General features: G+C 68.1%; 19 protein-coding genes and 4 pseudogenes. 13 read left to right on the top strand and 10 right to left on the bottom strand.

The features are described from left to right. The 4 genes and pseudogenes from ACIRA5_RS47315 to ACIRA5_RS47330 all read left to right on the top strand — a co-directional run. Positions 1-394: pseudogene (locus ACIRA5_RS47315) on the top strand (sugar ABC transporter substrate-binding protein); the annotation flags it as partial. Between the two features lie 80 nt (positions 395-474). Continuing rightward, positions 475-1,320, top strand: coding sequence for a carbohydrate ABC transporter permease (locus ACIRA5_RS47320; protein ID WP_403703304.1), 846 nt, complete (start codon positions 475-477; stop codon positions 1,318-1,320). Then, entirely contained in the window at positions 1,320-2,234 is a 915-nt protein-coding gene (locus ACIRA5_RS47325) for a carbohydrate ABC transporter permease (protein ID WP_403702949.1), read from the top strand. Before ACIRA5_RS47320 ends, ACIRA5_RS47325 begins: the two co-directional genes overlap by 1 nt. 46 nt (positions 2,235-2,280) lie before the next feature. Further along, positions 2,281-3,276 carry a Gfo/Idh/MocA family protein gene (locus ACIRA5_RS47330; protein WP_403702952.1) on the top strand — a complete coding sequence of 332 codons (996 nt, stop codon included), beginning with the start codon at positions 2,281-2,283 and terminating at the stop codon, positions 3,274-3,276. A gap of 27 nt (positions 3,277-3,303) precedes the next feature. Here ACIRA5_RS47330 and ACIRA5_RS47335 read toward each other — a convergent pair whose 3' ends face one another. Next, entirely contained in the window at positions 3,304-3,810 is a 507-nt protein-coding gene (locus tag ACIRA5_RS47335) for a MarR family winged helix-turn-helix transcriptional regulator (RefSeq protein ID WP_403702955.1), read from the bottom strand. Between the two features lie 121 nt (positions 3,811-3,931). Here ACIRA5_RS47335 and ACIRA5_RS47340 point away from each other — a divergent pair, with 121 nt between their 5' ends. The 7 genes and pseudogenes from ACIRA5_RS47340 to ACIRA5_RS47370 all read left to right on the top strand — a co-directional run bounded on the left by ACIRA5_RS47340 (position 3,932) and on the right by ACIRA5_RS47370 (position 10,473). Further along, positions 3,932-4,807 carry an LLM class flavin-dependent oxidoreductase gene (locus ACIRA5_RS47340; RefSeq protein ID WP_403702958.1) on the top strand — a complete coding sequence of 292 codons (876 nt, stop codon included), beginning with the start codon at positions 3,932-3,934 and terminating at the stop codon, positions 4,805-4,807. A 169-nt stretch (positions 4,808-4,976) separates the two neighbouring features. Then, a complete protein-coding gene (locus ACIRA5_RS47345) occupies positions 4,977-5,564 on the top strand; it encodes an isochorismatase family protein (protein ID WP_403702961.1) in 588 nt (195 codons plus the stop codon). A gap of 117 nt (positions 5,565-5,681) precedes the next feature. Further along, positions 5,682-6,788 carry a CE1758 family FMN-dependent luciferase-like monooxygenase gene (locus ACIRA5_RS47350; protein WP_403702964.1) on the top strand — a complete coding sequence of 369 codons (1,107 nt, stop codon included), beginning with the start codon at positions 5,682-5,684 and terminating at the stop codon, positions 6,786-6,788. Next, on the top strand, positions 6,785-7,426 hold the full coding sequence (locus ACIRA5_RS47355) for an FMN reductase (RefSeq protein ID WP_403702967.1): 642 nt from the start codon (positions 6,785-6,787) through the stop codon (positions 7,424-7,426). The genes ACIRA5_RS47350 and ACIRA5_RS47355 overlap by 4 nt, the downstream gene beginning before the upstream one ends. Positions 7,427-7,475: 49 nt before the next feature. Beyond that, positions 7,476-8,952 (top strand): annotated as a pseudogene (locus ACIRA5_RS47360) (FAD-dependent oxidoreductase). Continuing rightward, positions 8,949-9,572: pseudogene (locus ACIRA5_RS47365) on the top strand (histidine kinase); the annotation flags it as partial. The pseudogenes ACIRA5_RS47360 and ACIRA5_RS47365, both read left to right, overlap by 4 nt. 139 nt (positions 9,573-9,711) lie before the next feature. After that, positions 9,712-10,473, top strand: a complete 762-nt coding sequence (locus ACIRA5_RS47370; protein WP_403702970.1) for a GntR family transcriptional regulator — start codon at positions 9,712-9,714, stop codon at positions 10,471-10,473. Positions 10,474-10,569: 96 nt separating this feature from the next. Here the strand turns inward: ACIRA5_RS47370 and ACIRA5_RS47375 are convergent, their stop codons facing one another. From ACIRA5_RS47375 to ACIRA5_RS47390, 4 genes are all read right to left on the bottom strand, one after another. Then, positions 10,570-11,448, bottom strand: a complete 879-nt coding sequence (locus ACIRA5_RS47375) for an NmrA/HSCARG family protein (RefSeq protein WP_403702973.1) — start codon at positions 11,446-11,448, stop codon at positions 10,570-10,572. A gap of 723 nt (positions 11,449-12,171) precedes the next feature. Further along, a complete protein-coding gene (locus ACIRA5_RS47380) occupies positions 12,172-13,140 on the bottom strand; it encodes an amidohydrolase family protein (RefSeq protein WP_403702975.1) in 969 nt (322 codons plus the stop codon). 908 nt (positions 13,141-14,048) lie between these two features. After that, a complete protein-coding gene (gene gndA / locus ACIRA5_RS47385; protein WP_403702978.1) occupies positions 14,049-15,503 on the bottom strand; it encodes an NADP-dependent phosphogluconate dehydrogenase in 1,455 nt (484 codons plus the stop codon). 980 nt (positions 15,504-16,483) lie between these two features. After that, positions 16,484-17,005: a MarR family winged helix-turn-helix transcriptional regulator gene (locus ACIRA5_RS47390; RefSeq protein ID WP_403702981.1), complete on the bottom strand. Its 522-nt coding sequence runs from the start codon at positions 17,003-17,005 to the stop codon at positions 16,484-16,486. 239 nt (positions 17,006-17,244) lie between these two features. Here ACIRA5_RS47390 and ACIRA5_RS47395 point away from each other — a divergent pair. After that, positions 17,245-17,457 (top strand): annotated as a pseudogene (locus ACIRA5_RS47395) (alkene reductase); the annotation flags it as partial. A 159-nt stretch (positions 17,458-17,616) separates the two neighbouring features. Beyond that, positions 17,617-17,985, top strand: a complete 369-nt coding sequence (locus ACIRA5_RS47400) for a PPOX class F420-dependent oxidoreductase (RefSeq protein WP_403702984.1) — start codon at positions 17,617-17,619, stop codon at positions 17,983-17,985. A 957-nt stretch (positions 17,986-18,942) separates the two neighbouring features. Here the strand turns inward: ACIRA5_RS47400 and ACIRA5_RS47405 are convergent. The 5 genes from ACIRA5_RS47405 to ACIRA5_RS47425 all read right to left on the bottom strand — a co-directional run bounded on the left by ACIRA5_RS47405 (position 18,943) and on the right by ACIRA5_RS47425 (position 23,144). Next, complete coding sequence (locus ACIRA5_RS47405) at positions 18,943-19,407, bottom strand: nitroreductase/quinone reductase family protein (protein WP_403702987.1); 465 nt, start codon at positions 19,405-19,407, stop codon at positions 18,943-18,945. A gap of 298 nt (positions 19,408-19,705) precedes the next feature. Then, positions 19,706-20,137 (bottom strand): MarR family winged helix-turn-helix transcriptional regulator, encoded by a 432-nt coding sequence (locus ACIRA5_RS47410; RefSeq protein WP_403702990.1) that lies wholly within the window; start codon positions 20,135-20,137, stop codon positions 19,706-19,708. A 209-nt stretch (positions 20,138-20,346) separates the two neighbouring features. Continuing rightward, entirely contained in the window at positions 20,347-21,423 is a 1,077-nt protein-coding gene (locus tag ACIRA5_RS47415; protein WP_403702993.1) for an alkene reductase, read from the bottom strand. Positions 21,424-21,888: 465 nt separating this feature from the next. Continuing rightward, positions 21,889-22,290, bottom strand: a complete 402-nt coding sequence (locus ACIRA5_RS47420) for a nuclear transport factor 2 family protein (protein ID WP_403702996.1) — start codon at positions 22,288-22,290, stop codon at positions 21,889-21,891. Positions 22,291-22,385: 95 nt separating this feature from the next. Continuing rightward, positions 22,386-23,144, bottom strand: a complete 759-nt coding sequence (locus ACIRA5_RS47425; RefSeq protein ID WP_403703000.1) for an SDR family NAD(P)-dependent oxidoreductase — start codon at positions 23,142-23,144, stop codon at positions 22,386-22,388. Between the last annotated feature and the right edge of the window lie 120 nt (positions 23,145-23,264).

A 23,264-nucleotide genomic window follows, 5' to 3' on the forward strand; every position in this document is an offset into this window, starting at 1 on the left:
CAGCGGCGGCAAGGGCGACGCGACGAACATCGTCGGCAACCCCGCCAACTTCTTCTCCGTGTCGGCGCAGGCGAGCGCCAAGGAGAAGAAGACCGCTGTGTCGTACCTCAAGGACGGCGTCTACAACGACAGCTACGTCGACAGCCTCCTCAAGAACGGCGACGTCCCGCCGGTCAAGGGCCTCGACGCCAAGATCAAGGCGTCGAAGAACTCCGACTGGTCCTCGTACGTCTACAACCTGACCAGCAACGCGAAGAGCTTCCAGCTCTCCTGGGACCAGGCGCTCAGCCCCGAGCTCGGCGACACGCTGCTGACCCACCTGGACCAGCTCTTCCTCGGCCAGATCACCCCGCAGCAGTTCGGCTCCCAGATGGACCAGGCGGCGACGAAGTGACCCTCTCCAACGCCTCCAAGGCGCCACCCCGCAAGCGCGCGCGGTCGTCGCGCGCGAGCGGCGACGGCCCGCCCTTCCTGATGGCCCTGCCCGCCCTGCTGCTGTTCGCGCTGTTCGCGCTCGTGCCGATGGCCATCGTGGTCTATCTCAGCTTCACCCGCTGGGACGGCCTGGGCAGCCCCTCATGGGCCGGCTTCGACAACTGGCACGAGGCGCTCACCAGTTCGGTCACCCGGCACGCCCTGTGGCTCACCCTCAAGATGATGATCATCTCCTGGGTGGTGCAGACCCCGCTCGCGCTGCTGCTGGGCGTGTTCGTCGCCGGAAAGCAGCGCTATCGCGCGCTGTTCGCCGTCTTCTACTTCGTCCCGCTGCTGATCTCCACGGCGGCGATCGCCATCATCTTCAAGAACCTGCTCGACCCGAACTTCGGCCTCGGGGCGACCATGCATCTGCCACTGCTCGACAAGGACTGGCTGGGCGACCCCCAACTCGCCTTCTATGCTGTCGTGTTCGTCATCGCCTGGCAGTTCCTGCCCTTCCACACCCTGCTCTACCAGGCCGGTGCCCGGCAGATCCCGGCCTCGCTGTACGAGGCCGCGTCCATCGACGGAGCGGGCCGGGCCAAGCAGTTCTGGCACATCACGCTGCCCCAGCTGCGCTACACGATCGTCACGTCCTCCACGCTGATGACCGTCGGCTCCCTCACCTACTTCGACCTGGTGTTCGTGCTCACCGGCGGCGGTCCCGGCTACTCCACCCGCATCCTGCCGCTCGACATGTACATCACCGGCTTCCAGAGCAACCAGATGGGCCTCGCCAGCGCCATCTCCGTGGTGCTCGTCCTAGCCGGACTCGTCCTCTCTCTCGCCCTCGTACGGTTCTCCGGTTTCAGCCGGATGCGCAGCCAGCAGGCAGGTATGTGATGTCCGCGCTCTCCCAAGCCCCGTCCACCGACTCGCCCGGCGCACCGTCGCCCGTGGCATCACCCGCACACGCCCCGGGCCGCGGCCGCCTGTGGCGGCTGCGCCGCACCAACCCGCTCGGCGCCTTCGCCGGCGCGGTGTGGCTGGTGATCGTGATCGTGCCCGTGTACTGGGTCGTCGTCACCAGCCTGCGCACCCGCGAGGGCTACTTCGACGCCAACCCGCTCTCCGTGCCGACGCATCCGACCCTGGAGAACTACCGCCAGGTCCTCGACAACGGCTTCTGGCACTACTTGATCAACAGCCTCCTGGTCACCACCGGCGCGACCCTGATCACCCTCACGGTGTCCTTCCTCGCCGCCTACGCCATCGTGCGCGGCACCAGCCGCGCGCTGCGCTGGACGTTCAGCGTCTTCCTGCTGGGCCTCGCCATCCCGCTCCAGGCCACGATCATCCCGGTGTACTACCTGATCGCCAAGGCGCAGATGTACGACACCCTGCTCGCGATCGTGTTGCCGTCTGCGGCCTTCGCGATCCCGATCACCGTGATCATCATGGTCAACTTCCTGCGGGACATCCCCGACGAGCTGTACGAGTCGATGCGCGCCGAGGGCGCCGGCCACTGGCGCATGCTGTGGAACCTGGCACTCCCGCTGTCCCGCCCGGCGCTGATCACGGTCACCATTTATGACGCGCTCAACGTCTGGAACGGCTTCCTCTTCCCGCTGATCCTCACCCAGAGCCCCGACAAGCGCGTCCTGCCGTTGTTCGTCTGGAGTTTCCAGGGCCAGTTCACGATCAACGTTCCGGCGATCCTGGCCGCGGTCGTGCTCTCCACCCTGCCGATCCTCGCCCTGTACACCATCGGCCGCCGCCAGCTCATCAGCGGTCTCACCGCCGGATTCGGCAAGTGAGCGCACCGCGGCCCCGTACTCACGCGCTACGGAAGGACCTCAGCCCATGACAGGAATACGCCCCGTCCGCTGGGGCGTCCTCGCCACCGGCTCCATCGCCCACACCTTCGCCGAGGACCTGCGCCTCATCCCCGACGACGCCGAACTGGTCGCCGTGGGCTCCCGCAGCACCGACGCCGCCCGGAGGTTCGCCGACCGGCATGGCATCTCCCGCGCCCATGGCAGCTGGCAGGACTTTGCCAACGACCCCGACGTGGACGTCGTGTACATCGCCGCTCCGCACTCGGCCCACCATGCGGCGGCCGCGCTCTGTCTGAACGCCGGGAAGGCGGTGCTGTGCGAGAAGCCGCTCACGCTCAATCTCGCCCAGGCCCAGGACCTGGTGGACATCGCCCGCAAGCGCAACGTCTTCCTGATGGAGGCGATGTGGACCTACGTCAATCCCGCCGTGCTGCGCATGCGGGAGCTGATCGCGGACGGTGCGATAGGCGAGGTCCGCTCGGTGCACGCCGACTTCAGCATCTCCCTGCCCTTCGCCGCCGGCCATCGTCTGCACGACCCGCTGCAGGGCGGCGGCGCCCTGCTCGACCTCGGTGTCTACCCGGTCTCCTTCGCCCATCTGCTGCTCGGCGTCCCCGACGCCGTCTCCGCCTGGGCACACCTCAATCCCCGGGGCGTCGACGACAACACCGGCATCCTGCTGGGCTACGACAGCGGACCGGTCGCGGTGCTCTCCTGCTCACTGGGCACGCAGACGGCCCAGCGCGCCTCGGTCAACGGCACCGGCGGCCGGATCGAGTTCGCGCGGGACTTCTTCCACGCGGACGGCTTTGTTCTGCACCGGCCGGGCCGCGAGCCCGAAGAGGTCCGGCTGCCGGACTCCCCGGGCTACGGCTACACCCATGAGGCGCTGGAGGTGGCCCGCTGTCTGCGGGCCGGCGCCACCGAGTCGCCGTTCGTTCCGCTGGACGGCACGCTCGCGGTCATGGCGACGCTGGACGCCGTTCGCGAGAGCATCGGGGTCCGCTACCCGGGGGAGTGAGACAGCCTGGTCAGCCCGCCTCGACGGTCAGCCGACGACGGAGGGATCGCCCGCGTCGGAGGATGTGCCGGTGAGGTTCGTCTCGATCCGGGTCAGGACCCGCATCGCTTGCTCGTACTCGTCCTTTGAGAACCCCGCGGCGGTGATCGACTCCAGGTCGCGCCAGGCCTGGAGAACCCGGTCGCGCAGGGCCTGGCCCGCGCGGGTGGTGTTCACGACGACGGCTCGGCGATCGGTGGGGGAGGGACTGCGGGTGACGAACCCGGACTGCTCCAGGCGTTGCAGCATCTTGGTGACGGTGGACGGATCGAGCCCCAGCGTCTTGATGAGGTCGGCCTGGCGCTGTTCGCCGCGTTCCCACAGCTGCATCATCAGCAGCTCCTGCCCGGGGTAGAGGCCGGTCTCGCGCAGCAGACTGCCCGCCATGATCCGATGCACACGGGCGGCGCGGAAGATGGCCTCGCTCATCGGAGCACCGGCGACGGTCGGTACCGCATCGTCTTTGCCCTGGACCGAATCGGACGCTGGCGGCATGGTTGCTGTTCCTCCTTGCGGGGCGAACGAGTCGCTTGTCGTGGAATCATCTCACCCATACTAAATTGGTCGGCCAATAGAGTGGTGTGTGGCGGCAAGCCCTGACCTGTGGAGTGAACCCATGACCCTGCCCGTGCTCTTCGGTGCGAACGTCGACCCGGTGTGGGGGGAGGGTGATCAGCCGCTGCGGTACGCCCTGCAGGCCGACCGCGACGGTCTGGACCTCGTCACCGTTCAGGACCACCCCTACCAGCAGGCGTTCCACGACACGTGGACCTTGATGGCGTTCCTCGCGGCCCGCACCGAACGGGTGACCTTCGTCCCGACGGTCGCCAACCTGCCGCTGCGGCCGCCTGCCATGCTGGCCAAGGCCGCCGCCAGCTTCGACCTGCTGTCGGGCAGCCGGCTCCAGCTCGGACTGGGCGCGGGGGCCTTCTGGGAGCCGATCGCGGCCATGGGCGGTCCGCGCCGCGGCAAGAAGGAGTCCGTCGACGCGCTGGTCGACGCCCTCGACGTGATCCGGGCCATGTGGAGCGGCGAGCGGACCGCGCGGGCGGGCGGTGAGTACTACCGCGTGGCCGGCATCCACCCGGGGCCCACGCCGTCGCCGTCGCTGGGCATCTGGCTGGGCGCCTACGGCCCCCGCATGCTCGAGCTGACCGGCACCCGGGCCGACGGCTGGATGCCCTCGCTCTTCTCCCTCGGGCTGGACCGGCTCGGTGACGCCTCGGCCCGTATCGACGACGCTGCGGCGCGGGCGGGCCGCGATCCCGGCTCGATCCGCAAGGTCTACAACCTCAACGGCATCATCGGGCCGACGTCCAGCGGCGACTTCCACGGCCCGGTCGATCAGTGGGTCGAGCAGATCACCCAGGTGTGCGCGGAGTACGGGATGAACGGGTTTACCTACTGGCCGGACAGGGATCACGAGCGTCAGCTGAGTGTCTTCGCTCACGATGTGGTCCCGGCCGCCCGGCAAGCGCTCGCGAAACTCTGAGCGCAGAGAAGAGAGTTGTGGCGGTATGCCTTTTTTGCGGCTCTGCCCCTCCGGGAATATGTGGGGCAGGGCGTACGCTGTGGGAAACAATTGGTCGGCAAACTAATCACGTCCGATCGAACTGTGGATCAGCCGCATGGCCGGTCCGCCCGCAAGAGAGGTTCCCCTCATGCCCGCACAATCCTTCACCGCCGAGAACACGGCGATGCTGCTCATCGACCACCAGGTGGGCACCATGGGGTGGGTCCGCTCCATTCCCTTCGAGCAGATGAAGGCCAACGCCCTGGCGCTGGCCAACACGGCCAAGGCGGTCGACATCCCGCTGGTGCTGACCTCCTCCATGGAGGAGTACGCCCAGGGCCCGCTGCTCGCCGAACTCGCCGAGATCGCCCCCAAGGAGTTCGAGGCGCGTATCAAGCGCCTCGGCGTCGTCAACGCCATGGACGACGAGAACTTCGCCGCAGCGGTGCGGGAGACCGGGCGCAAGAAGCTGATCATCGCCGGCGTCACCAACGACGTGTGCACCGTCTACCCCACCCTGACGGCCCTGCAGTTGGGTTACGAGGTCCAGGTCGTCGCCGACGCGGGCGGCTCCCCGACGAAGATGGCCGACGGCATCGCCATCCGCCGCATGGAGAACGCCGGCGCCACCATCACCTCCACCGTCCAGCTCCTGGCCGAACTGGCCGAGAACTGGACCAGCGACCGCGGCGGCAAGATCATCCCGTTCGTCATGGGGCTCATGCCGCAGCAGTGACCCGCCGGGGTGAGGGGCAGACGATCGGCCCGCCCCTCAGCCATGCCCCGCGCGGCCCTGTCCCGCCGCCCACCCCGGAACCCTTCCCTTCAGCATTCCCAACTCCCGGAGCCCCCAGTGCAGTTCGGTACGTTCTCCATAGGCGACGTCAGCCCCAATCCCACCACCCGCAGGCCGCCGACCGAGCAGGAGCGCCTGAAGGCGATGGTCGCGATCGCCGTCAAGGCCGAGGAGGTCGGACTCGACGTCTTCGCGACCGGCGAGCACCACAACCCGCCGTTCGTCTCCTCCTCACCCACCACCCTGCTGTCCCACATAGCCGCGAAGACCAGCCGGATCATCCTGTCCACGTCGACGACGCTGATCACCACCAACGACCCCGTCAAGATTGCCGAGGACTACGCGGTGCTCCAGCACCTCGCAGACGGCCGTGCCGACCTGATGCTGGGCCGCGGCAACACCGGTCCCGTCTACCCCTGGTTCGGCAAGGACGTCCGGCACGGCATCCCGCTCGCCATCGAGAACTACGCGCTGCTGCACCAGTTGTGGCGCGAGGAGCACGTCGACTGGGAAGGCCGCTTCCGCACCCCGCTGCAGTCCTTCACCTCTGTCCCGAGGCCACTGGACGGGATACCGCCATTCGTCTGGCACGGCTCCGTGCGCAGCCCGGAGATCGCCGAGCAGGCCGCCTACTACGGCGACGGCTTCTTCGTCAACAACCTCTTCATGCCCAAGGACCACTTCCGCCGCCTGATCGGTATCTACCGCGAGCGCTACGCCCACTACGGCCACGGCACCGCGGAACAGGCGATCGTCGGCGCCGGCGGACTCGTCTTCATCCGCCGCAACTCCCAGGACGCCGTGCGCGAGTACCGCCCGTACTTCGACAACTCCCCGATGTCCGGACACGGTCCGACGATGGAGGAGTACATGGAGCAGACGCCGCTCATCGTGGGCAGCCCGCAGCAGGTCATCGACAAGGCGCTGACCTTCCGCGAACACTACGGCGACTACCAGCGCCAGCTCTTCGCCGTCGACACGGGCGGAATGCCGCTGAAGACGGTCCTGGACACGCTCGACCTGCTCGGCGAGGAGGTCATACCCGTCCTGCGCAAGGAACTCGTCGCCGCGCGGCCCGCCGGCGTTCCCGAGGGGCCCACCCACGCCTCCCTGCTCGCCGACCGCGAGGCGGCGGCCTCCGAGAGCGCCGAGGAGGAGAAGTGAGCACCCACCAGACCCTGCGCCTCGCCGTCGTCTCGGCCGGCCTGAGTGTCCCCTCCTCCACCAGGCTGCTCGCCGACCGGCTCGCCGAGTCGGTCGGCACCGAACTGGCCGCCGCCGGGCGCGAGGTCGAGGTCCAGATCATCGAACTGCGCGATCTGGCCGTCGACATCGCCAAGAACTTCGCCTCCGGCTTCCCCTCGCCCGAACTGTCCGAAGCGATCGACACGGTCACCTCGGCCGATGGCCTGATCACCGTCACGCCGGTGTTCACCGCCTCCTACAGCGGTCTGTTCAAGTCGTTCTTCGACGTGATCGACAACGACGCCCTCACCGGCAAGCCCGTCCTGGTCGGCGCCACCGGAGGCACCGCACGCCACTCGCTCGCCCTGGAGCACGCGCTGCGCCCCCTCTTCGCTTACCTGCGCGCGGTGGTCACCCCCACCGCCGTGTACGCGGCGTCGGAGGACTGGGGTGGCAACGGCGACGCGCTCACCGACACCCTGCCCCGCCGGATCGCCCACGCGGGCCGGGACCTGGCCGGTCTCCTGCGCGACCTCCCCGGTGGCGGCGGCCGGGCCGCCGAGGAACCGGACGTCGTGCCCTTCGCGGAGCAACTGGCCGCCCTGCGGCCCGAGTAGACCGCGACGGCGCTGGGAGGGAAGCGCGATGAGCGAACAGGGGAGAGGCATGGCACAGACGGAGAGCCCGGTGCGGATCGTCATCCCGGCCGTGGACGACGACCCGGGAGTGTCCCGGGTGGTCGCCCGCGACCTGAGACGCCGCTACGGCGGACCCACCGGATCGTCCGGGCCGAGTCCGGGGAGTCCGCCCTGGACACCCTCCGGGAGCTCAAGCTGCGCGGCGACCAGGTGGCGGTGATCCTCGCCGACTACCGCATGCCGCAGATGAACGGCATCGAGTTCCTCGAACAGGCGATGGACATCCACCTTGACGCGCGGCGGGTGCCGTGCGTACCGCTGACGGCGCTCAGCCATGTCGCCCCGCAGAAGACCAGCGCCCAACTGATGAGCGACGTCTACTACGGTTATGTCGCCCGGCTGTCCTGCTGACCGCGTACGCGGACACGAGCGCGGCGATCGACGCGATCAACCCGGTCGATCTCGACCACTGTCTGCTCAAGCCGTGGGACCCGCCGGAGGAGAAGCCCTATCCGGTCCTGGACGACCTGCTGGCCGCCTGGCGCGCCTCCGAGCACCGGCCGGCGCCCAGCGTCCAGGTCGTCGGTCACCGCTGGTCGGCACGGTCGTCCGAGGTGCGGGAGTTCCTGGCCCGCAACCACGTCCCCTACCGCTGGTACTCGGCCGACGACCCGGAGGGCCGACGCCTGCTGGCCGCCGCCGGGCACGCCGCCGAACGCCTTCCGTTGGTGGTCACCCCCGACGGCATCCCGCTCGTGGAGCCCGACGACCGTGAACTCGCGGCGCGGGTGGGTCTGGCGACCACACCGGCGGAGGACTTCCACGACCTGGTCGTCATCGGCGGCGGCCCGGCCGGGCTCGCCCAGCTGGACGCGCCGGGCCTCACCGAGCTGACCGGGCGCGGCGTCTTCTACGGCTCCGCACTCACCGAGACCTCCGCATCCTCAGGGCACGATGTGTACATCGTCGGCGGCGCCAACTCCGCCGGCCAGGCCGCCATGCACCTGTCCAATACCGCCAAGTCGGTCACCCTGCTGGTGCGCGGGCGGTCCCTGGCCGCGTCGATGTAGCACTACCTGATCCAGCAGATCGAGCGGACGCCCAACATCACCGTCCGCACCAGCGCGGTCGTGGCGGAGGCGCACGGCACCGACCACCTGGAGCAGCTCACGCTGCGCGACACCACGACCGGGCACACCGAACTCGTCGACACCCAGTGGCTGTTCGTGTTCATCGGTGCCGCCCCGCCCACGGACTGGCTGGCGGGAACCGTGGCGCGGGACGACCGCGGATATATCGTCTCCGGCACCGACCTGACCGTGGACGGCCGGCCCCCGCAGGGCTGGGAACCGACGCGACCGCCGTACCACCTGGAGACCAGCGTCCCGGGCGTCTTCGTGGCGGGCGACGTGTGCGCCGAGTCGGCCAAGCGCGTCGCCTCGGCCGCCGGCGAGGGCGCCATGGCCGTGATGCTCGTCCACCGCCGCTACTTGGAGCAGTCATGACCACACAGCCCCTACCCTGCGAGGTGGAGGAGCTGAGCACGCTCTTTCTGTTCGAGAACCCGACCGAGGAGCAGCTGGCGCGGCTGTGCCGCGAAGGCCGGGTGGAGAGGTTCGAGCCTGGCCCCGTACATCAGGAAGGCGACCCTGCCACCTGCTTCTTCGTCCTGCCCGCCGCGACCTTCGCCTCGATCATGCGGGACTGGTTCCCGATGGCCGTCCATCTGCTGGAGGGGCTGTTCTTCGGTACCCAGGCCACCCAGCAGACCGTCAACCAGCGCGAACGCCTGCTGGCACTCGGCTCGCTGTCCGCCGGGCTGACCCACGAGCTGAACAACCCCGCTGCCGCCGCCGTACGGGCCACGTCGGCACTGCGCGAGCGGATGGCCGGGCTACGGCACAAGCTCGCGGCGATCGCGGTCGGGCCGTACGCGGAGCACACCCTGGCGCTCGTCCACCTCCAGGAGCGCACCGCCGAACAGGTCTCGAAGAGCACGTATCTCAGCCCGCTCGAAGCATCCGACCGGGAGGACGCGCTCGCCGACCGGCTCGACGAGCGCGACATAGCCGACGGCTGGGAGATGGCGGCGACGTTCGTGCAGGCCGGGCTCGACATGTCCTGGCGGATCGTCGTGACCAAGCACCACGGGAGCCTCCAGGTGCAGTCTGTTCCCGGTGACACGCGCTTCGAAGTGCGCCTTCCCCTCAGGGTTTCACCTGGACGCAACTAAATGTGTATGCAGATACGTCATAATGGGCGGCATGCCTCAGCCGACCATCGTCATCGACGGCATCGAGCCGCTTGATCTGCCCGGTGCCCGGCAGTCGATCGCCCCGCTGCACGCGCTCCTGCGCGAATGCATCATGGACGGTCGGCTGGCGCCGGGCACCGTGCTGTCGCAGGTGGCGCTGGGCCGGCAGCTGGGAGTGAGCCGTACGCCCGTGCGCGAGGCGCTGCGCATGCTCCAGGAGGAGGGTCTCGTCGAGGCCGAGCCCAACCAGCGGATGCGGGTCACCTGCATCGACCCGGCCGAGCTGGACGCCGACTACGCGATGCGCATCATGCTGGAGACGCTGGCGCTGACCATGACCTTGGACGGTTTCGGCGCCCGGGAAAGACGCGAGGCCAAGGCACAGGTGACGGCGATGCGCCGAGCGGCCAGGGCGAAGGACATCGAGGGCTGGTTCGCGGCGCACGGCGAGTACCACCGCTTGCTCACCGCCGGCGCGGGTGCGGCCCTGCAGCGTCAGCTGCGGGCTCTGTCCGACCGCAGCGTGCGATACATCCGCATCACCCAGCACTTCGACCCGACACGCTGGTCCGAACCCGGCAACATCGAGCACCCCGCCATCCTGGACGCTGTCGTCGCGGGCGACCGTGATGCCGCGGTGTCCTGCCTGGCCCACCACCTGGAGCGGACGGCCCTGAGGGTGCTGCGCGATCACGCCCCGGACTACGAACCGGAGGCCGTGCCCAAGGCGATGCATCTGGTCGACGCGGGCCCGTCGCCCTGGGAGGCATGACCTGGCGGTAGCGCGCGGTGCTGACATGCCCGTGCCGAAGGTCCTCCTCGGGGAGTAAGAGGTCCTTCGGCACGGGTGACCTGCGCGCGGGAGCGGTTACTGGGCGGCGGGGGCCGTCCAGTTCCTGCGCGCCCAGGCTTCCAGGGTGGTCAGCTCGGGGTGCCGGGCCCGCAGGACGGGAAGGTCCGCGCTGAAGCCCTCGGCGTTGAACCAGCCGAACATGAGGCCCATCTCCTCGTTGAACTGCAGCACCTGCTCGATGGGCAGCTCCTGGAAGGTGGTGGGCAGACCCGACACCTTCTCGAACACCTCGGCCATCTGCGGACCGCTCAACTCGTCCGTCGCAAGCTCCAGTTGACGGCCGATGTACTCGCCGGGGTCCTCGAAGGCGTCCGCCGCGAACAGGCCGATGTCCTCCGAGGCGAACATCTGCAGCGTGGTCTCGGGCTTCAGCCCCAGCGCGAGGACCAGTCCGTCACCGGCGCGCTGCGGACCGACGAAGGTGAAGTTGTTAATGAAGAACGCCGGGCGCAGCACGGTCGCCGGCAGGCCCAGCTCGGCGATGTACTTCTCGATCCGGCCCTTGCTGTCGAAGTGCGGCACGCCGCTGTCACGGTCGGAGCCGCCCACCGAGCCGTAGACGAAGTGCTGCACCTTGGCGCGCGCGGCGGCGTCGGCGACGGCGCGGCCCTGCCGCTCCTCGCCCTCGACGCCTTCCGGTCCCATGAACGTCTGCACGCTGTAGACGCCGTACACACCGCTCATCGCGGCGTCGAGCGACTGCGGGTCGTCGAGGTCGCCCGCCACCACCTCGGCACCCGCCTCGGCGAGGGCCTGCGCCTTCGCCGACTTCGGATCGCGGGTGAGCGCCCGCACCGGCCAGCCCCGGCGCAGCAGCTCATGTGTGACGGCGCCCCCCTGGTTGCCTGTGGCACCCAGCACAAGGACGGTTCCCCTGGTGACGTCGGTGGGCATGGCTTACGTCCTCTCGGTCGTTCATTGGTCAGCCAATCAAACGCTAGCACGGAGGCGGTCCGGAGGGAGGGCTCGGAGCGAGGCCGCCGATCGGCTCAGCACTCGTAGTCGCCGGGGGCGGCGGCGACGCGGTTCAGTAGGTCTTGCAGGGTGGCGTGCTCCCTTGCGGACAGGTCGGCGAAGAGCGCCTCCTTGACCTTCATCAGCGCGGTCTCCAGGTGCCGAGGGCCGTCGACGCCTCCGGCGTGATCTCCACGATGTGGCGCCGCCGGTCGGCGAGGCCGCGCTGGCGGTGCACCAGCTCCCCGCCTTCGATTCAAGGAAGCCGCTCGAACAGATCGAGGTGTGGCATGACCGCCGGGACGCCATCCGGGCGGGGACGCCATCTAAACGGCAGTTCTCGACCTGCTGTGCGAGGGGGTGCGACCCGGCCCTGGACGCGGTCGCGGCCAGGGCCGGGTCGGCAGGGACACCTTGCGCCGGTGGGGGAGAGGCCACGGCTGGTGCCCACGGCCGTACAGGGACGGAAGGCCGAACCCGAGATGTTGCGTCGTCTGGCCGGGCGGGCGGTCCGGCGGCGAGATCGCGTCGGACAGCCCCGCTCTCGGCTTCGTGTCGAAGCGCGTGATCGGAGCCGCCTACGGCCGGCCGGTGGCGGGCGACGGGGCGCCCGACGCCGCCTACCTCGTCCGCTCCATGGATGCGTCTGTCCTGCCGTTGCGGCTATGACAGTGAGAGGCGAGGGAAGAGCCTCCTGGCGTTGCCGCTCTCGACGTCTTCGAGCTGCTGGTCTGTGAGGAGGCCGCTCGTCATGAGGTTCTCGATGTTGTGGACGGTGGTGCGCTCAGGGGCGGCCGGCCAGTCGGTGCCGAACAGAACGTGATCCGTGTCGGTGACCTCCAGGGTCGGCAGGAGCGAGTTCCGGCTGCCGGCCAGGGCGGTCTCGTAGTAGAGCTTGCTCAGCACCTCGGTGACGTGCGCCGGGTCGATGTCCGCGTCGTCGGGGCCCATCCCCATGGTGGTGTGCTCGGCGATGCGCCAGCCCAGGGTGGGTAGCGGGCCGCCGCAGTGGGCGAGGATGAGCCGCAGGTCCGGGTAGCGCTGGAAGACGCCGCGGTAGACGGCGTTGATGACGTTGCGGGCGGTGTCGAAGGTGAACTCGCAGACCGAGCTGGGGCGACCGAAACCGAGTTGGTCGACGATGACCGGGCTGTCGGCGGGGTGCAGGAAGACGGGGACCCCGCGGCGGTTCAGCTCGGCGAGCAGCGGCTCGTACCAGTCGAAGCCGAGGTAGCGGCCCTGGGTGTTGGAGTTGAGCATCACCCCGTCCAGGTGGAGCGTGTCCAGGGCATGCTCCAGCTCCTCCAGCATCGCGTCGGTGCTGTCGCCGAGCAGGGCGGCGAACGCTCCGAACCGGCCGGGGTACTTCGCGATCAGTTCGGCGTACTCCTCGTTCACCGCACGGGCGACGCGCTTGGCGAGGTCAGGGTCGTCCTCCGACCCGGTGAAGGTCCATGGGGTGGAGAGGATCTGGGTGGCGACGCCCTGGCGATCCATGTAGGCGATGGCCTCCTCGGGGGACCACCGCACGGACATCCTGTACCCGCCGGCAAGCGAGAAACCGGACCGCAGGACCTGTGCGACGGTTCCGCCAAGGTAGTGGCTGTGGACGTCGACGCGGTGACGTGGCATTCCAGGACACCTTTCCGTGGTACTGCCTGACCGGCCGTCCGGGCGTATCCGGAGGCCTCGAAACAAAGAATACTTGGTCGACCTATGTGTCTCCTTTATGTCACTCCTACCGGTAGTTCGCTAATTCCAGCAGTAGAGGTCAAATCCGTGTCCGGTGGTGACCAAGTCGATCGGGGCTTGGAGCTCGGAGGGCGGGTCTTTGTCCGTCCAGGCCCGCCACCACCGGTTGTGGGTGGTGGCGGTGGGTGAACCAGGAACGGGTAAGGTCCTGGGTCGGCAAGGCAGTTGGGGCTGGTCGGACGGACTCGATGCCCCTTTCTGGCCCGTCGTCGGGGGCAGGGGGCCGACGCGGCGGCATCCATTGGTCCGGGGGGCGAACCATGGGTCCCATCAGAAGGAAAGGGCGCAGTTGACCACGCTTTGAGGTCCTCGTCGATGACCTGGACGGGCAGTGCCGGGCGCGGGGCACCGGCCAACCCATCGAACCCGCCACTGGCGAATCGGACACTGCATTGCGCACCGTGACCGGGTTGCATTCGACGAGGCCCGCGACCTGCGGCGCGGTCGGGACCCGGCCCAGCAGCCGGATGAACTCCAGCCGCCGCAGCTGGTTGCATGAGAGATCAGGTCCCGCCAGCCGCCGACGTACCTCGGCCTGCTGCTCGGCGGCCAACTCCACCGTCAGGATCTTCGGCATCACGACCACTGCCGCCAAAGCTCCTACCCCCATGTGGAGTTGACTTCACCGAGCCCGCTTAGCCCGATGACCAGTGGGTCTACATCTGCAATGGCCCCCTGGCCGTAACGGCGATCGTCATTTGACTCCGCGATATCGCGGAGCCATCACAAGCACCCGGGTGGCTATTCCGGTCCTGGCCCGTGGCCGCCGCCCACCCGTTCAACTGCCCTCAGTGGCCGGAGCCTTCGACGGTGACCTCAGTGCGGTCGCCGGACCACAGCGTGTGAAAGACACCGTCCTTGTCCACGCGCCCGTAGGTGTGGGCGCCGAAGAAGTCGCGCTGGGCCTGCACGAGTGCGGCGGGCAGCCGCTTGACGGACAGCGAGTCGAAATAGCTGAGCGCGGCGCTGAATCCAGGTGCCGGTACGCCGGAGAGCGCGGCCGTTGCCACGACGCGGCGCCAGGCGGCCTCGCCGTCGGCCACGGCGCGTGCGAAGTAGGGCGCCTCAAGCAGTGTCGCGATGTTGGGGTTCTCGTCGTAGGCCTCGGCGATGCGGTTGAGGAACTGGGCGCGGATGATGCAGCCGCCGCGCCAGATCTTGGCGATCCTGTCCTTCTGGATGTCCCAGCCGTACTTCTGCGCTCCCGCGATGATCGCGTCGAAACCCTGCGCGTAGGCGACGACCTTGGAGGCGTAGAGCGCCTTGGCGACGTCGTCGGCGAAGGAGGCGTCGGCATTCTGCGGCTCCGGCCGCGAGGTGACGACCCGTTGTACGGCTTCGCGCTGGGCCGGCTTTGAGGAGACGGCGCGGGCGAAGACGGCTTCGGCGATGCCACCGACTGGGACGCCGAGATCGAGGGCGTTCTGCACGGTCCACACGCCGGTGCCCTTCGAACCGGCCTGGTCGAGCACGATGTCGACGAACGGCTTACCCGTGGTGGCATCCTTCTGGCGCAGCACCTCCGCGGTGATCTCGATCAGGTACGACTCCAGCGCGCCACGGTTCCAGTCGGCGAAGACGTCGGCAATGGTGTCCGGTTCGAGGCCGCCGATGGTGCGCAGCAGGTCGTACGCCTCGGCGATGAGCTGCATGTCGGCGTACTCGATGCCGTTGTGGATCATCTTCACGAAGTGGCCTGCGCCGTCGGTGCCGACGTGGGTGACGCAGGGCTCGCCCTCGGCGACTGCGGCGATCGAGGCGAGGATCGGCCCCAGGGTGCGGTAGGACTCCTCTGTACCTCCCGGCATGATCGAGGGGCCGTTGAGGGCGCCCTCCTCGCCGCCGGAGATGCCAGTGCCGACGAAGTGGATGCCGCTGGGGGCGATCCGCTTCTCCCGGGCGATGGTGTCCTGGAAGTTCGCGTTGCCGCCGTCGACGATGATGTCCCCGGGCTCGAAGCGTTCGGCGAGCTGGTCGATCACCGCGTCCGTGCCCGCTCCTGCCTTCACCATGATGATCGCGGTTCGGGGTTTGGCCAGCGAGGCGACGAAGTCGTCGATCGACGTGCTGGCGACGAAGCCTGCCTCCGGGTGCGCGGCGACAAGCTCGTCGGTACGGGCGTGTGTGCGGTTGTAGACGGCGACGGTGTTTCCCTCGCGTGAGGCGAGGTTGCGGGCGAGGTTCGAGCCCATCACGGCCAGGCCGACGACGCCGATGTTCGCTGAAGCTGGGCTGGTGTCCATGGGGACCTTTCGTGTACGACGCGGACTACGCGCGTCTGGTGCCGAATTGAGTGCGGGGTGCGAACGACGCACCGCTCCTGCTGTGGAGGCGGCAGAAACACCGTGCCCGGGCACCTCCAGGGGTAAGGGGTTCCGGCAGGCGCAGCCGAGACTCCCTCCTGGGCGGAAGGTAATGATCGACCGGCCAAATGCGGGTCACGGAGTTCAGGTTCGCTCGTTCGGTACTGCCCGTTTGGCGCAGCCGTTCTGACGGGCGGTGGTTTGCCGACATAGGCGTTCCACCTCACCCGCGAACGGCATGACTGTCTGGACAGGTACTCTGACTCTACCGGTCGACGGGGTTGGGGTTCCTGCGTGCCTGCGCGCAGAGGCGCGAGGAGTTGCGGGTTTACCGAAAAGATTTAGCGCCCCGCTCACCTCGTGTGATCCGCGCCATATTAGATCAGGAGTGAGGTTCTCCCGTTGTTCGGGAGGCGCTGATCGGCTGGTCAAGTTGGGTTAACGGGGTTCTTCGGCCCGTTCGGCCGTTGCCTGCTCGGCGTATTACTTCCCTTCGGACTCGATAGGACTGAGTCGGCCGAGCTTCTCCTGGAATGCGGCGACTGTTGCAGAAGCCGTCGAGCGCGAGGTCCGCCTCGGCCTGGGTGGTGAAGGTCCGACCGCGAAACCCGGCGCTCTTGATCAGTATCCATAGATTCTCGGCGAGGGCGTTGCCGTACGAGATTTCCGGCCGACCCCATGGACGCCTCAATTCCCGCCCGCATCAAGCATGTTGTGAGCTTGATGAACGTGTGCTGCTCGGCAGCCGTGGTCGGCGACGCCGAACTCGCGCACCTGCTGCACGGCGCGCCGGGGGCATGAGGCTTCGCGTACTTCGTGGTGCTGTTCTGGGCGTTTTGAGCGATGTGAACGTGCCGCACCTTGTGCGGCAACGTCGCCGGCGACCGGACTCGCACCCGCATTCTGATGGCCTCGTCGGATCAGTCGGTCTGAGTCGTCGCCCGGGCGAGGCTGTCCTCAATGCGCCGCAAGACCTCGATGGCCTCGGTCTGCTGCTCGTCGGTGAGGTTCTCAGCCACGCTGTTCTCCATGTCTTGCCACACCTGCTCGACCTCCTGCCGCAGGGCGTTGCTGGCGGCCGTCGGTTCGACGATGGTGGCGCGCTTGTCGGTGGTGGACGGGCGGCGCCGGACGAAGCCCGCGTTCTCCAGCCGCTGAATGGTGCGGGTCATGGTGGCGGCGTCGGAGCCGAGCATGCGGACGAGGTCGGTCTGGCGCTGCGGGCCGCGCTCCCACAGTTGCATCATGACCAGTTCCTGGCTGGGGTGCAGGCCGACGCGGCGCAGGAGCTGGCCGGCCAGCATCCGGTGCAGGCGCGCCACGCGGAAGATCGCGTGACTGATCGGACCGGCCTTGACGGAATTCGGCAGCGGCTCGCGCGCCGGTGCCGCTGTCTCCGCTGTGGTGGACCGGGCAGGACCGCTGGTGTCCGGCTGGCTCATATCTACCGCTTCCTCGCTCCTGGCGTCTCAGGTTGGCTGAACAGGTAAATCCTACCGCGCTGCCATGGCACCTGCGATGATGCGGCTTGCCTTGCGCTGACGAGGTGCGATGCCGCTCTTCGGTGAGACTGGTCGCGGTTGCGGGAATGAATCGACAAGATTTAATTGTTCAGACAGTAACTGGCGTGAATGGAGCGCCGATCCGTCTGAGCTGCCGTGGGGAAACGAGGATTGTGATCATGTCGACGGCTTTCGAGTCCTATGACCTGTCCGGTACGTCTCTGTCGAACCGGATCGTGATGGCGCCGATGACCCGCTCCCGCGCCTACGGCGAGGGCAACAGCCCCACCGAGCTGATGGCGGAGTACTACGCCCAGCGGGCGAGCGCGGGTCTGATCGTCACCGAGGGCACCCAGCCCTCGGCGATCGGCCAGGGCTACCCCGACACCCCCGCCCGCCTCAAGCAGAACGGCCCCTTCAATACCCCCGACCGCGCCACCAGCTTCGGCGGCGACCACACCGGCTACACCGACTACCCCACCCTCAACTAACACCCATCCGTCGGCGGGCAAGTCCCCGTCGGCGCCATCCCCTAGAAAGGTGCACTCATCATGGCTGATTTCTCCGCAGCGCAACGTGCTTACCTGTCTGAGCAGCGACTGGGCCGGCTGGCCACCGTCGACCCTGGTGGGCAACCGCAGAACAACCCCGTCGTGTTCGCTCTAGCGGACGACGGAACCATCCTGATCGGCGGCCACAACATGGGCGGCTCGAAGAAGTGGCGCAATCTGAAGGTCAACGCCAAGCTGGCGTTCGTCGTCGACGATGTGGTCAGCTTCCGGCCCTGGAAGGCGCGCTTCGTCGAGATTCGCGGCCGGGCCGAACTGCTGGAGGGTGCCACCGCGCTCGGCGCGGGCTTCAGTTCGGAGGTGATCCGCATCCACCCGGAGAAGATCTTCAGCTTCGGAGTGGACGGGTGAGCGCTGTGGTCAGGGTGCGAGCAAGGGCGTGATGTCCAGGAAGACTTGCATGTTCTCGATGGCTCCGACGTGTGAGGGTTACGTCGGGCATGCGCATCGTGCGGCCGTCGCGGAGTGTGTAGTCGATGTTCGTGGCGAGCGACGCAGTGTCGCAGCATCGCTGACCTTGGTCCCGCGTGCCCGCCGCCACGCACGCGAACACAAGCGGCCCATCCAGCGCACCGCGTCGCTGATCACAGGGGCAGCGCACACCCCCGGCAATGTTTGAGATTGCGGCTCGAAACCTGGCTATCACCTCTGGGGTTGGGCAGGGCGACCTGCCCAGAGACCACCCACGGTGTCGGCGTGCGGCCACGCCTGCATGCCTTGGGCGGACGGCGCCGGCTCTCCCGCAGTGAGCCACCAGCGAGGCCCGTCCCTCGTCCGGCGGTTTCAAGCAGGGCGAACTTCCGTACGCCCCAAGCACGCGCGGACGCTCCCGCGCGAGGACGCCTGTGTCGAGGGGAGACGCGGTCCCGGCGCCTGCGGCCGCTGTCGTCGCCAACTCAGGGGCGGTCACCGGCGCCATGACCACGAGCGCGCGACCCATCCACGCCGCCAATCCGTGCGCACACGTCAGAGCATCTTTCTGACTCCCCGCCATGTCCGGTACCGGGCAAACGGGGCGGTCGTCGCCTCCTTGCTCGAGCCAGTAGGTGTCCGGCAGTCGAGCGAAGACCACCCGTGCCTCCTCCTCGCCCCATGTCGTCATGTGACCTTCAACGACTGACCCGCCGTCCGGGAAACACCGGGCTCGGTCCTCGATTCCTGAGAGTGGGAAGCTGCTAGCTCAGGATTGAAATCAAGCTCGTACCGAATCGAAGTCTGCGGTGAGGTAGATCGACACGGCCGAGGACGGTCTTTGAGGAGGGTGGCTCGCTCCGAGTCGTACGAGGCACCGTACGTCTGGCGTCCCGCTCAGTCGGAGGAGCGGGGAGCCAACCGGATGATCGGCAATTCGCGGTCGGTCTTCACCTGGTACTGAGCGAAACGAGGCACGGCGCTCGTAATCTGTCGCCATGCTTCCTCGCGCTCCTCCCCGTGGAGCTGCTCGGCGACGACGTCCACCTTGCGACTGCCGATCTGCACTTGCACTTGGCCGGGATGAGCGGCCAGGTTGTGGTACCAAGCCGGGTTCTTCGCCGCCCCGGCCGCCGAGGCCACGACGATCCAGCTGCCGTCCTTCCCGGGAAACCAGCCGACAGGGGTCTCGCGGGGCTCGCCACTTTTACGCCCGATGGTCGTCAAGACCAGGGCGTTCATGCCCATTAGCTTGCCGCCGTTATTGCGGCGTATGCGCCTCATTGTCCACTTGTTGAGCCAACGGGTTCCTCGCCCGGGTTGGCGTGCACCATGCGTGCCGGAAGATGCGTCGAAGCTCATCTGACCTCCTTGGTCAGCAAAGTATTGGCCAGCCAATCATGCGGTCAACCATGCGCCGGCAACGAGTCTGGATCACCCCTGTCGGGTCCTGCGGGCGCGTGCCGAGCGACCCACAACTGCGGCCAAGTTGCTCGGCGTGGCGGCTCGGGTACCACTTCTTGCGACTCGGGCAGGTAGGGCGGGGTGGGTCCTTGGGTGCGGCGGTGAGCTGGACCGCCGAGATGTCGAGACCTCGAACGGTGGGCGTGCCTGGCGCGGGTGATCGCGGCATGATCGAGCAACGAGCCGACGTCCAGCCTCACACCAGATCACAATCCTCGTCGAGGAGTTGAGACTTCGACGACAGCTGGCTGCCGATGTTCTTCTCCAGCCGCTCGAGTATGGCGCGCAGCTGACTCTGTTCGGCATCCGTGAGGCCGCGCGTGATGCGTTCCTCCAACGCGGCGCAGCTCTGCTCGACCTGCTGGCGCAGCGCGACGCTGGCCGCGGTCGGCTCGACCATCACCGACCGCTTGTCGGTGGGGGAGGGGACCCGGCGTACGAAGCCCGCCTGCTCCAGGCGCCGAACGGTACGTGTCATCGTCGCGGCGTCGGAACCGACGTGTTGGACGAGGTCCACCTGGCGCAGCGGGCCGCGCTCCCACAGCGCCTTCATGACGATGTCCTGGCTCGGGTGGAGCCCGACCTCGCGCAGCAACTGGCTGGAAGCCATGCGGAACTGGCGGGCCACACGGGCGATGTGGTGCCCCAGGGTGTCGCAGGACGTGGCCGGTGAGGGCACTTCGGTGTTGGCTGGGGCCGGCGCTGCTGGCAGCCCGTTTGCTCCTGTTCTTTGGGTCATCGGTCCTCCGAATGCCGTGCGTCGTGAGTTCGCCGTGGCGGTGTGACGCGCCGCGGCGCCCGCCGGGCCGGTGGCCGGTGCGGGCGCCGCGGTGTGGGTCAGGCGTTGAGGGTGGGGTAGTCGGTGTAGCCGGTGTGGTCGCCGCCGAAGGACTTGGCGCGGTCGGGGGTGTTGAAGGGGCCGTTCTGCTTGAGGCGGGTGGGGAGGTCGGGGTTGGCGAGGAAGAGGGCGCCGTAGGCGATGAGGTCGGCGGTGCCGTCCTCGAGGAGCTGGAGCTCTTCGGGGCCGGTGGGGGCCTGGCCGGTGAAGGGGTTGAGGATGAAGGTGGTGGGCCATGCCTTGCGGGCCTGGGCGGTGAAGACGCGGTAGCCGGGAGCTTCCATCTGGTGCAGGTACGCCAGGTTGAGGGGGGCGAGGCCGTTGATCAGGGCTGTGTAGGTGGCCTCGACGTCGGCACGGTCGCTCTCGTCGATGTCGTTGAACGGGTTGCCCGGCGACATGCGGAAGCCGGTCCTGTCCGCGCCGATCGCGTCGGCGACGGCCTTGGCGGTCTCGACGGCGAACCGGGCGCGGGCCTCGGGTGAACCGCCCCAGCGGTCGGTGCGGGTGTTGGAGTTGGGGGCGAGGAACTGGTGGATGAGGTAGCCGTTGGCGCCGTGCAGTTCGACGCCGTCGAAGCCGGCCTTGATGGCGTTGCGGGCGGCGGCGGCGTAGTCGGCGATGGTCTGCTCGACCTCGGCGTCACTCAGGTCCTGGGGAACCTCGAAGTCCTTCATGCCGTCGTGGGTGTAGATCTGGCCCTTGGCCTGGACGGCGGAGGGGCCGACCGGCTTGCGGCCCTGCCAGGTGGAGTGGCCGACGCGGCCGGTGTGCATCAGCTGGAGGTAGATCACGCCGTTCTCGGCGTGCACGGCGTCGGTCACCTTGCGCCAGGCGGCGATCTGCTCATCCGAGTGGATGCCGGGGGTGTCGGGGTAGCCCTGGCCGATCGCCGAGGGCTGGGTGCCCTCGGTGACGATCAGACCCGCGCTCGCCCGCTGGGCGTAGTACTCCGCCATCAGCTCGGTGGGGCTGTTGCCCTCGCCGTAGGCGCGGGAGCGGGTCATCGGCGCCATCACGATCCGGTTCGACAGAGACGTACCGGACAGGTCATAGGACTCGAAAGCCGTCGACATGATCACAATCCTTGCTTCGCAGACACAGGCCGCCCCACGGCAGCCCAGACGGATCGGCGCATCCATTCACGCCGGTTACTGTCTGAACAAGTAAACACGAAGAATGGTTCCCCTTGCGCACGTGACTGGCGTCACGTTCCCCAAGTGGCTGCTCTACCTGGTGTTATGTGACTTCACGGGGCGTCTGGTCCGCTTGGGTAGAGGGTCATGTAGCGGAGGCGTGTCGATATAATTTGGTCGACCACTTTAATAAGGGTGCGGCGAGGTGAGGTGTAGACGTCGACCTCAAAGGTGGGTCTGAAGGCGCCGCCGACGCCGGACTTTGCTCCACGTGCGCTCGGCGCCGACTAAAGCGGCAGCCGTCGGCCCGTCCATGCTGTCGATCCGGCTTCGACAGCGTGGACGGGCCGAGCTATGGCGGGCGGTTCCCAGCGTATGTGCCGCTTGGAACCGGGCGTCTTCCTCTTAGGGGGCGAAGAGGGGGGTGACGTCGACGAAGACCTGCATGTCGTCGATCAACCCGTCGGTCCGGCGATGCAGCACCGTCGCGGCCGGCAGGGACATCGTCCTGCCGTTGTGGCAGTCATAGGTGACGTCGGCGATCAGTACCGCCGACTCGTCGTGCTCCCACACCTGGATGAAGCGATGAATGGTGCATCGGATCGTCCCCAGGAACGCGCCGGATGTGGCGCGGAACGCGTCCTTCCCCACAGTCGGCTCCGCGTTGCCGAACCGGATTCGGGCGTCCTCGCTGAAGTGGGTGAGCAGCGCGTCCAGATCCAGTTTGTCGAAGCACGCATACAGCTCGGTGACCCAGGCGGGCACTTCGTTGGATGGCCGAGCGGTGTGCAATTGGGTGTCGTTCACGGTCTCTCCCTGACGTCTTGTCGTCCCTAGGCCCTGCGCTTGCTGTCCTTGCGGTTGGTGCGGCCGTCTCGGGTCCACTCGAGACGGGTCCGGGCTCAGGCCCGGGCGAATCCGCCGTCCACGACCAGCGTCTGGCCGGTCATGAAAGCGGCGGCGTCGGAGGTCAGGAAGGACACCGTGCCTGCCAGGTCCTCCGGGACACCGGCGCGCTTGATCGCCTGCATCGTGGCCAGCGTGTCGAACAGTCCCAGCTCCTGTTGCGGCCCGGAGAGGGTGCCCGGCGTGCGGACCAGGCCCGGCGCGATCGCGTTGACGGTGATGCCGTGCTCGCCCACCTCGGCGGCGAGGGTGCGGACGAAGCCGATCACTCCGCCCTTGCTCGCGGTGTAGGCGACCATGCCAGCCGGTCCGGAGTGGAAGGTCGCAGAGGCCATGACCACGATGCGTCCCCACCCCTTCTGCTCCATGCCGGGCAAGAAGGCCTTGGTGAGGTGGAAGAGGGAGTCGAGGTTGACGTCCATGATGCGGCGCCAGGTCGCCCAGTCCGTCTGTGCGAAGGGGACGATGGGGTAGATGCCCGCGTTGTGGACGAGGATGTCGACGTGTCCGAAGCGGTCGGTGACGGCGGCGGCGAACTGCGCCACGCTGTCGGCGTCGGCCACGTCGCAGCGGGCGGAGAAGACCTCGCCGTCGGCCTCGCGGATCAGTTTCTCGGTCTCGTCGGCCGGGCCGAGGTCGGCCACGGCGACGATGTGGCCGTCGCGCGCCAGCTGGAGGGCGTACCCCTGGCCGATGCCCGCGGCGCCGCCCGTGACTACGGCGACCCTCTTGGCTCTCTCTGTCTCGGATGCCATGCAGGCTCTCCTTCGTGTGACGATGTGCCTTGTGCTGTTAAGAAGGGCACTCTCGATGGACCTTGTCGTGTGGGGGGCGAGTGGGCGGGCGCCCATCGGGCGGCCCGAGGGCGTAGGCCT

This window comes from Streptomyces sp. NPDC096311 (assembly GCF_044763085.1).
In the GTDB taxonomy this organism is placed as follows: Bacteria; Actinomycetota; Actinomycetes; order Streptomycetales; family Streptomycetaceae; genus Streptomyces.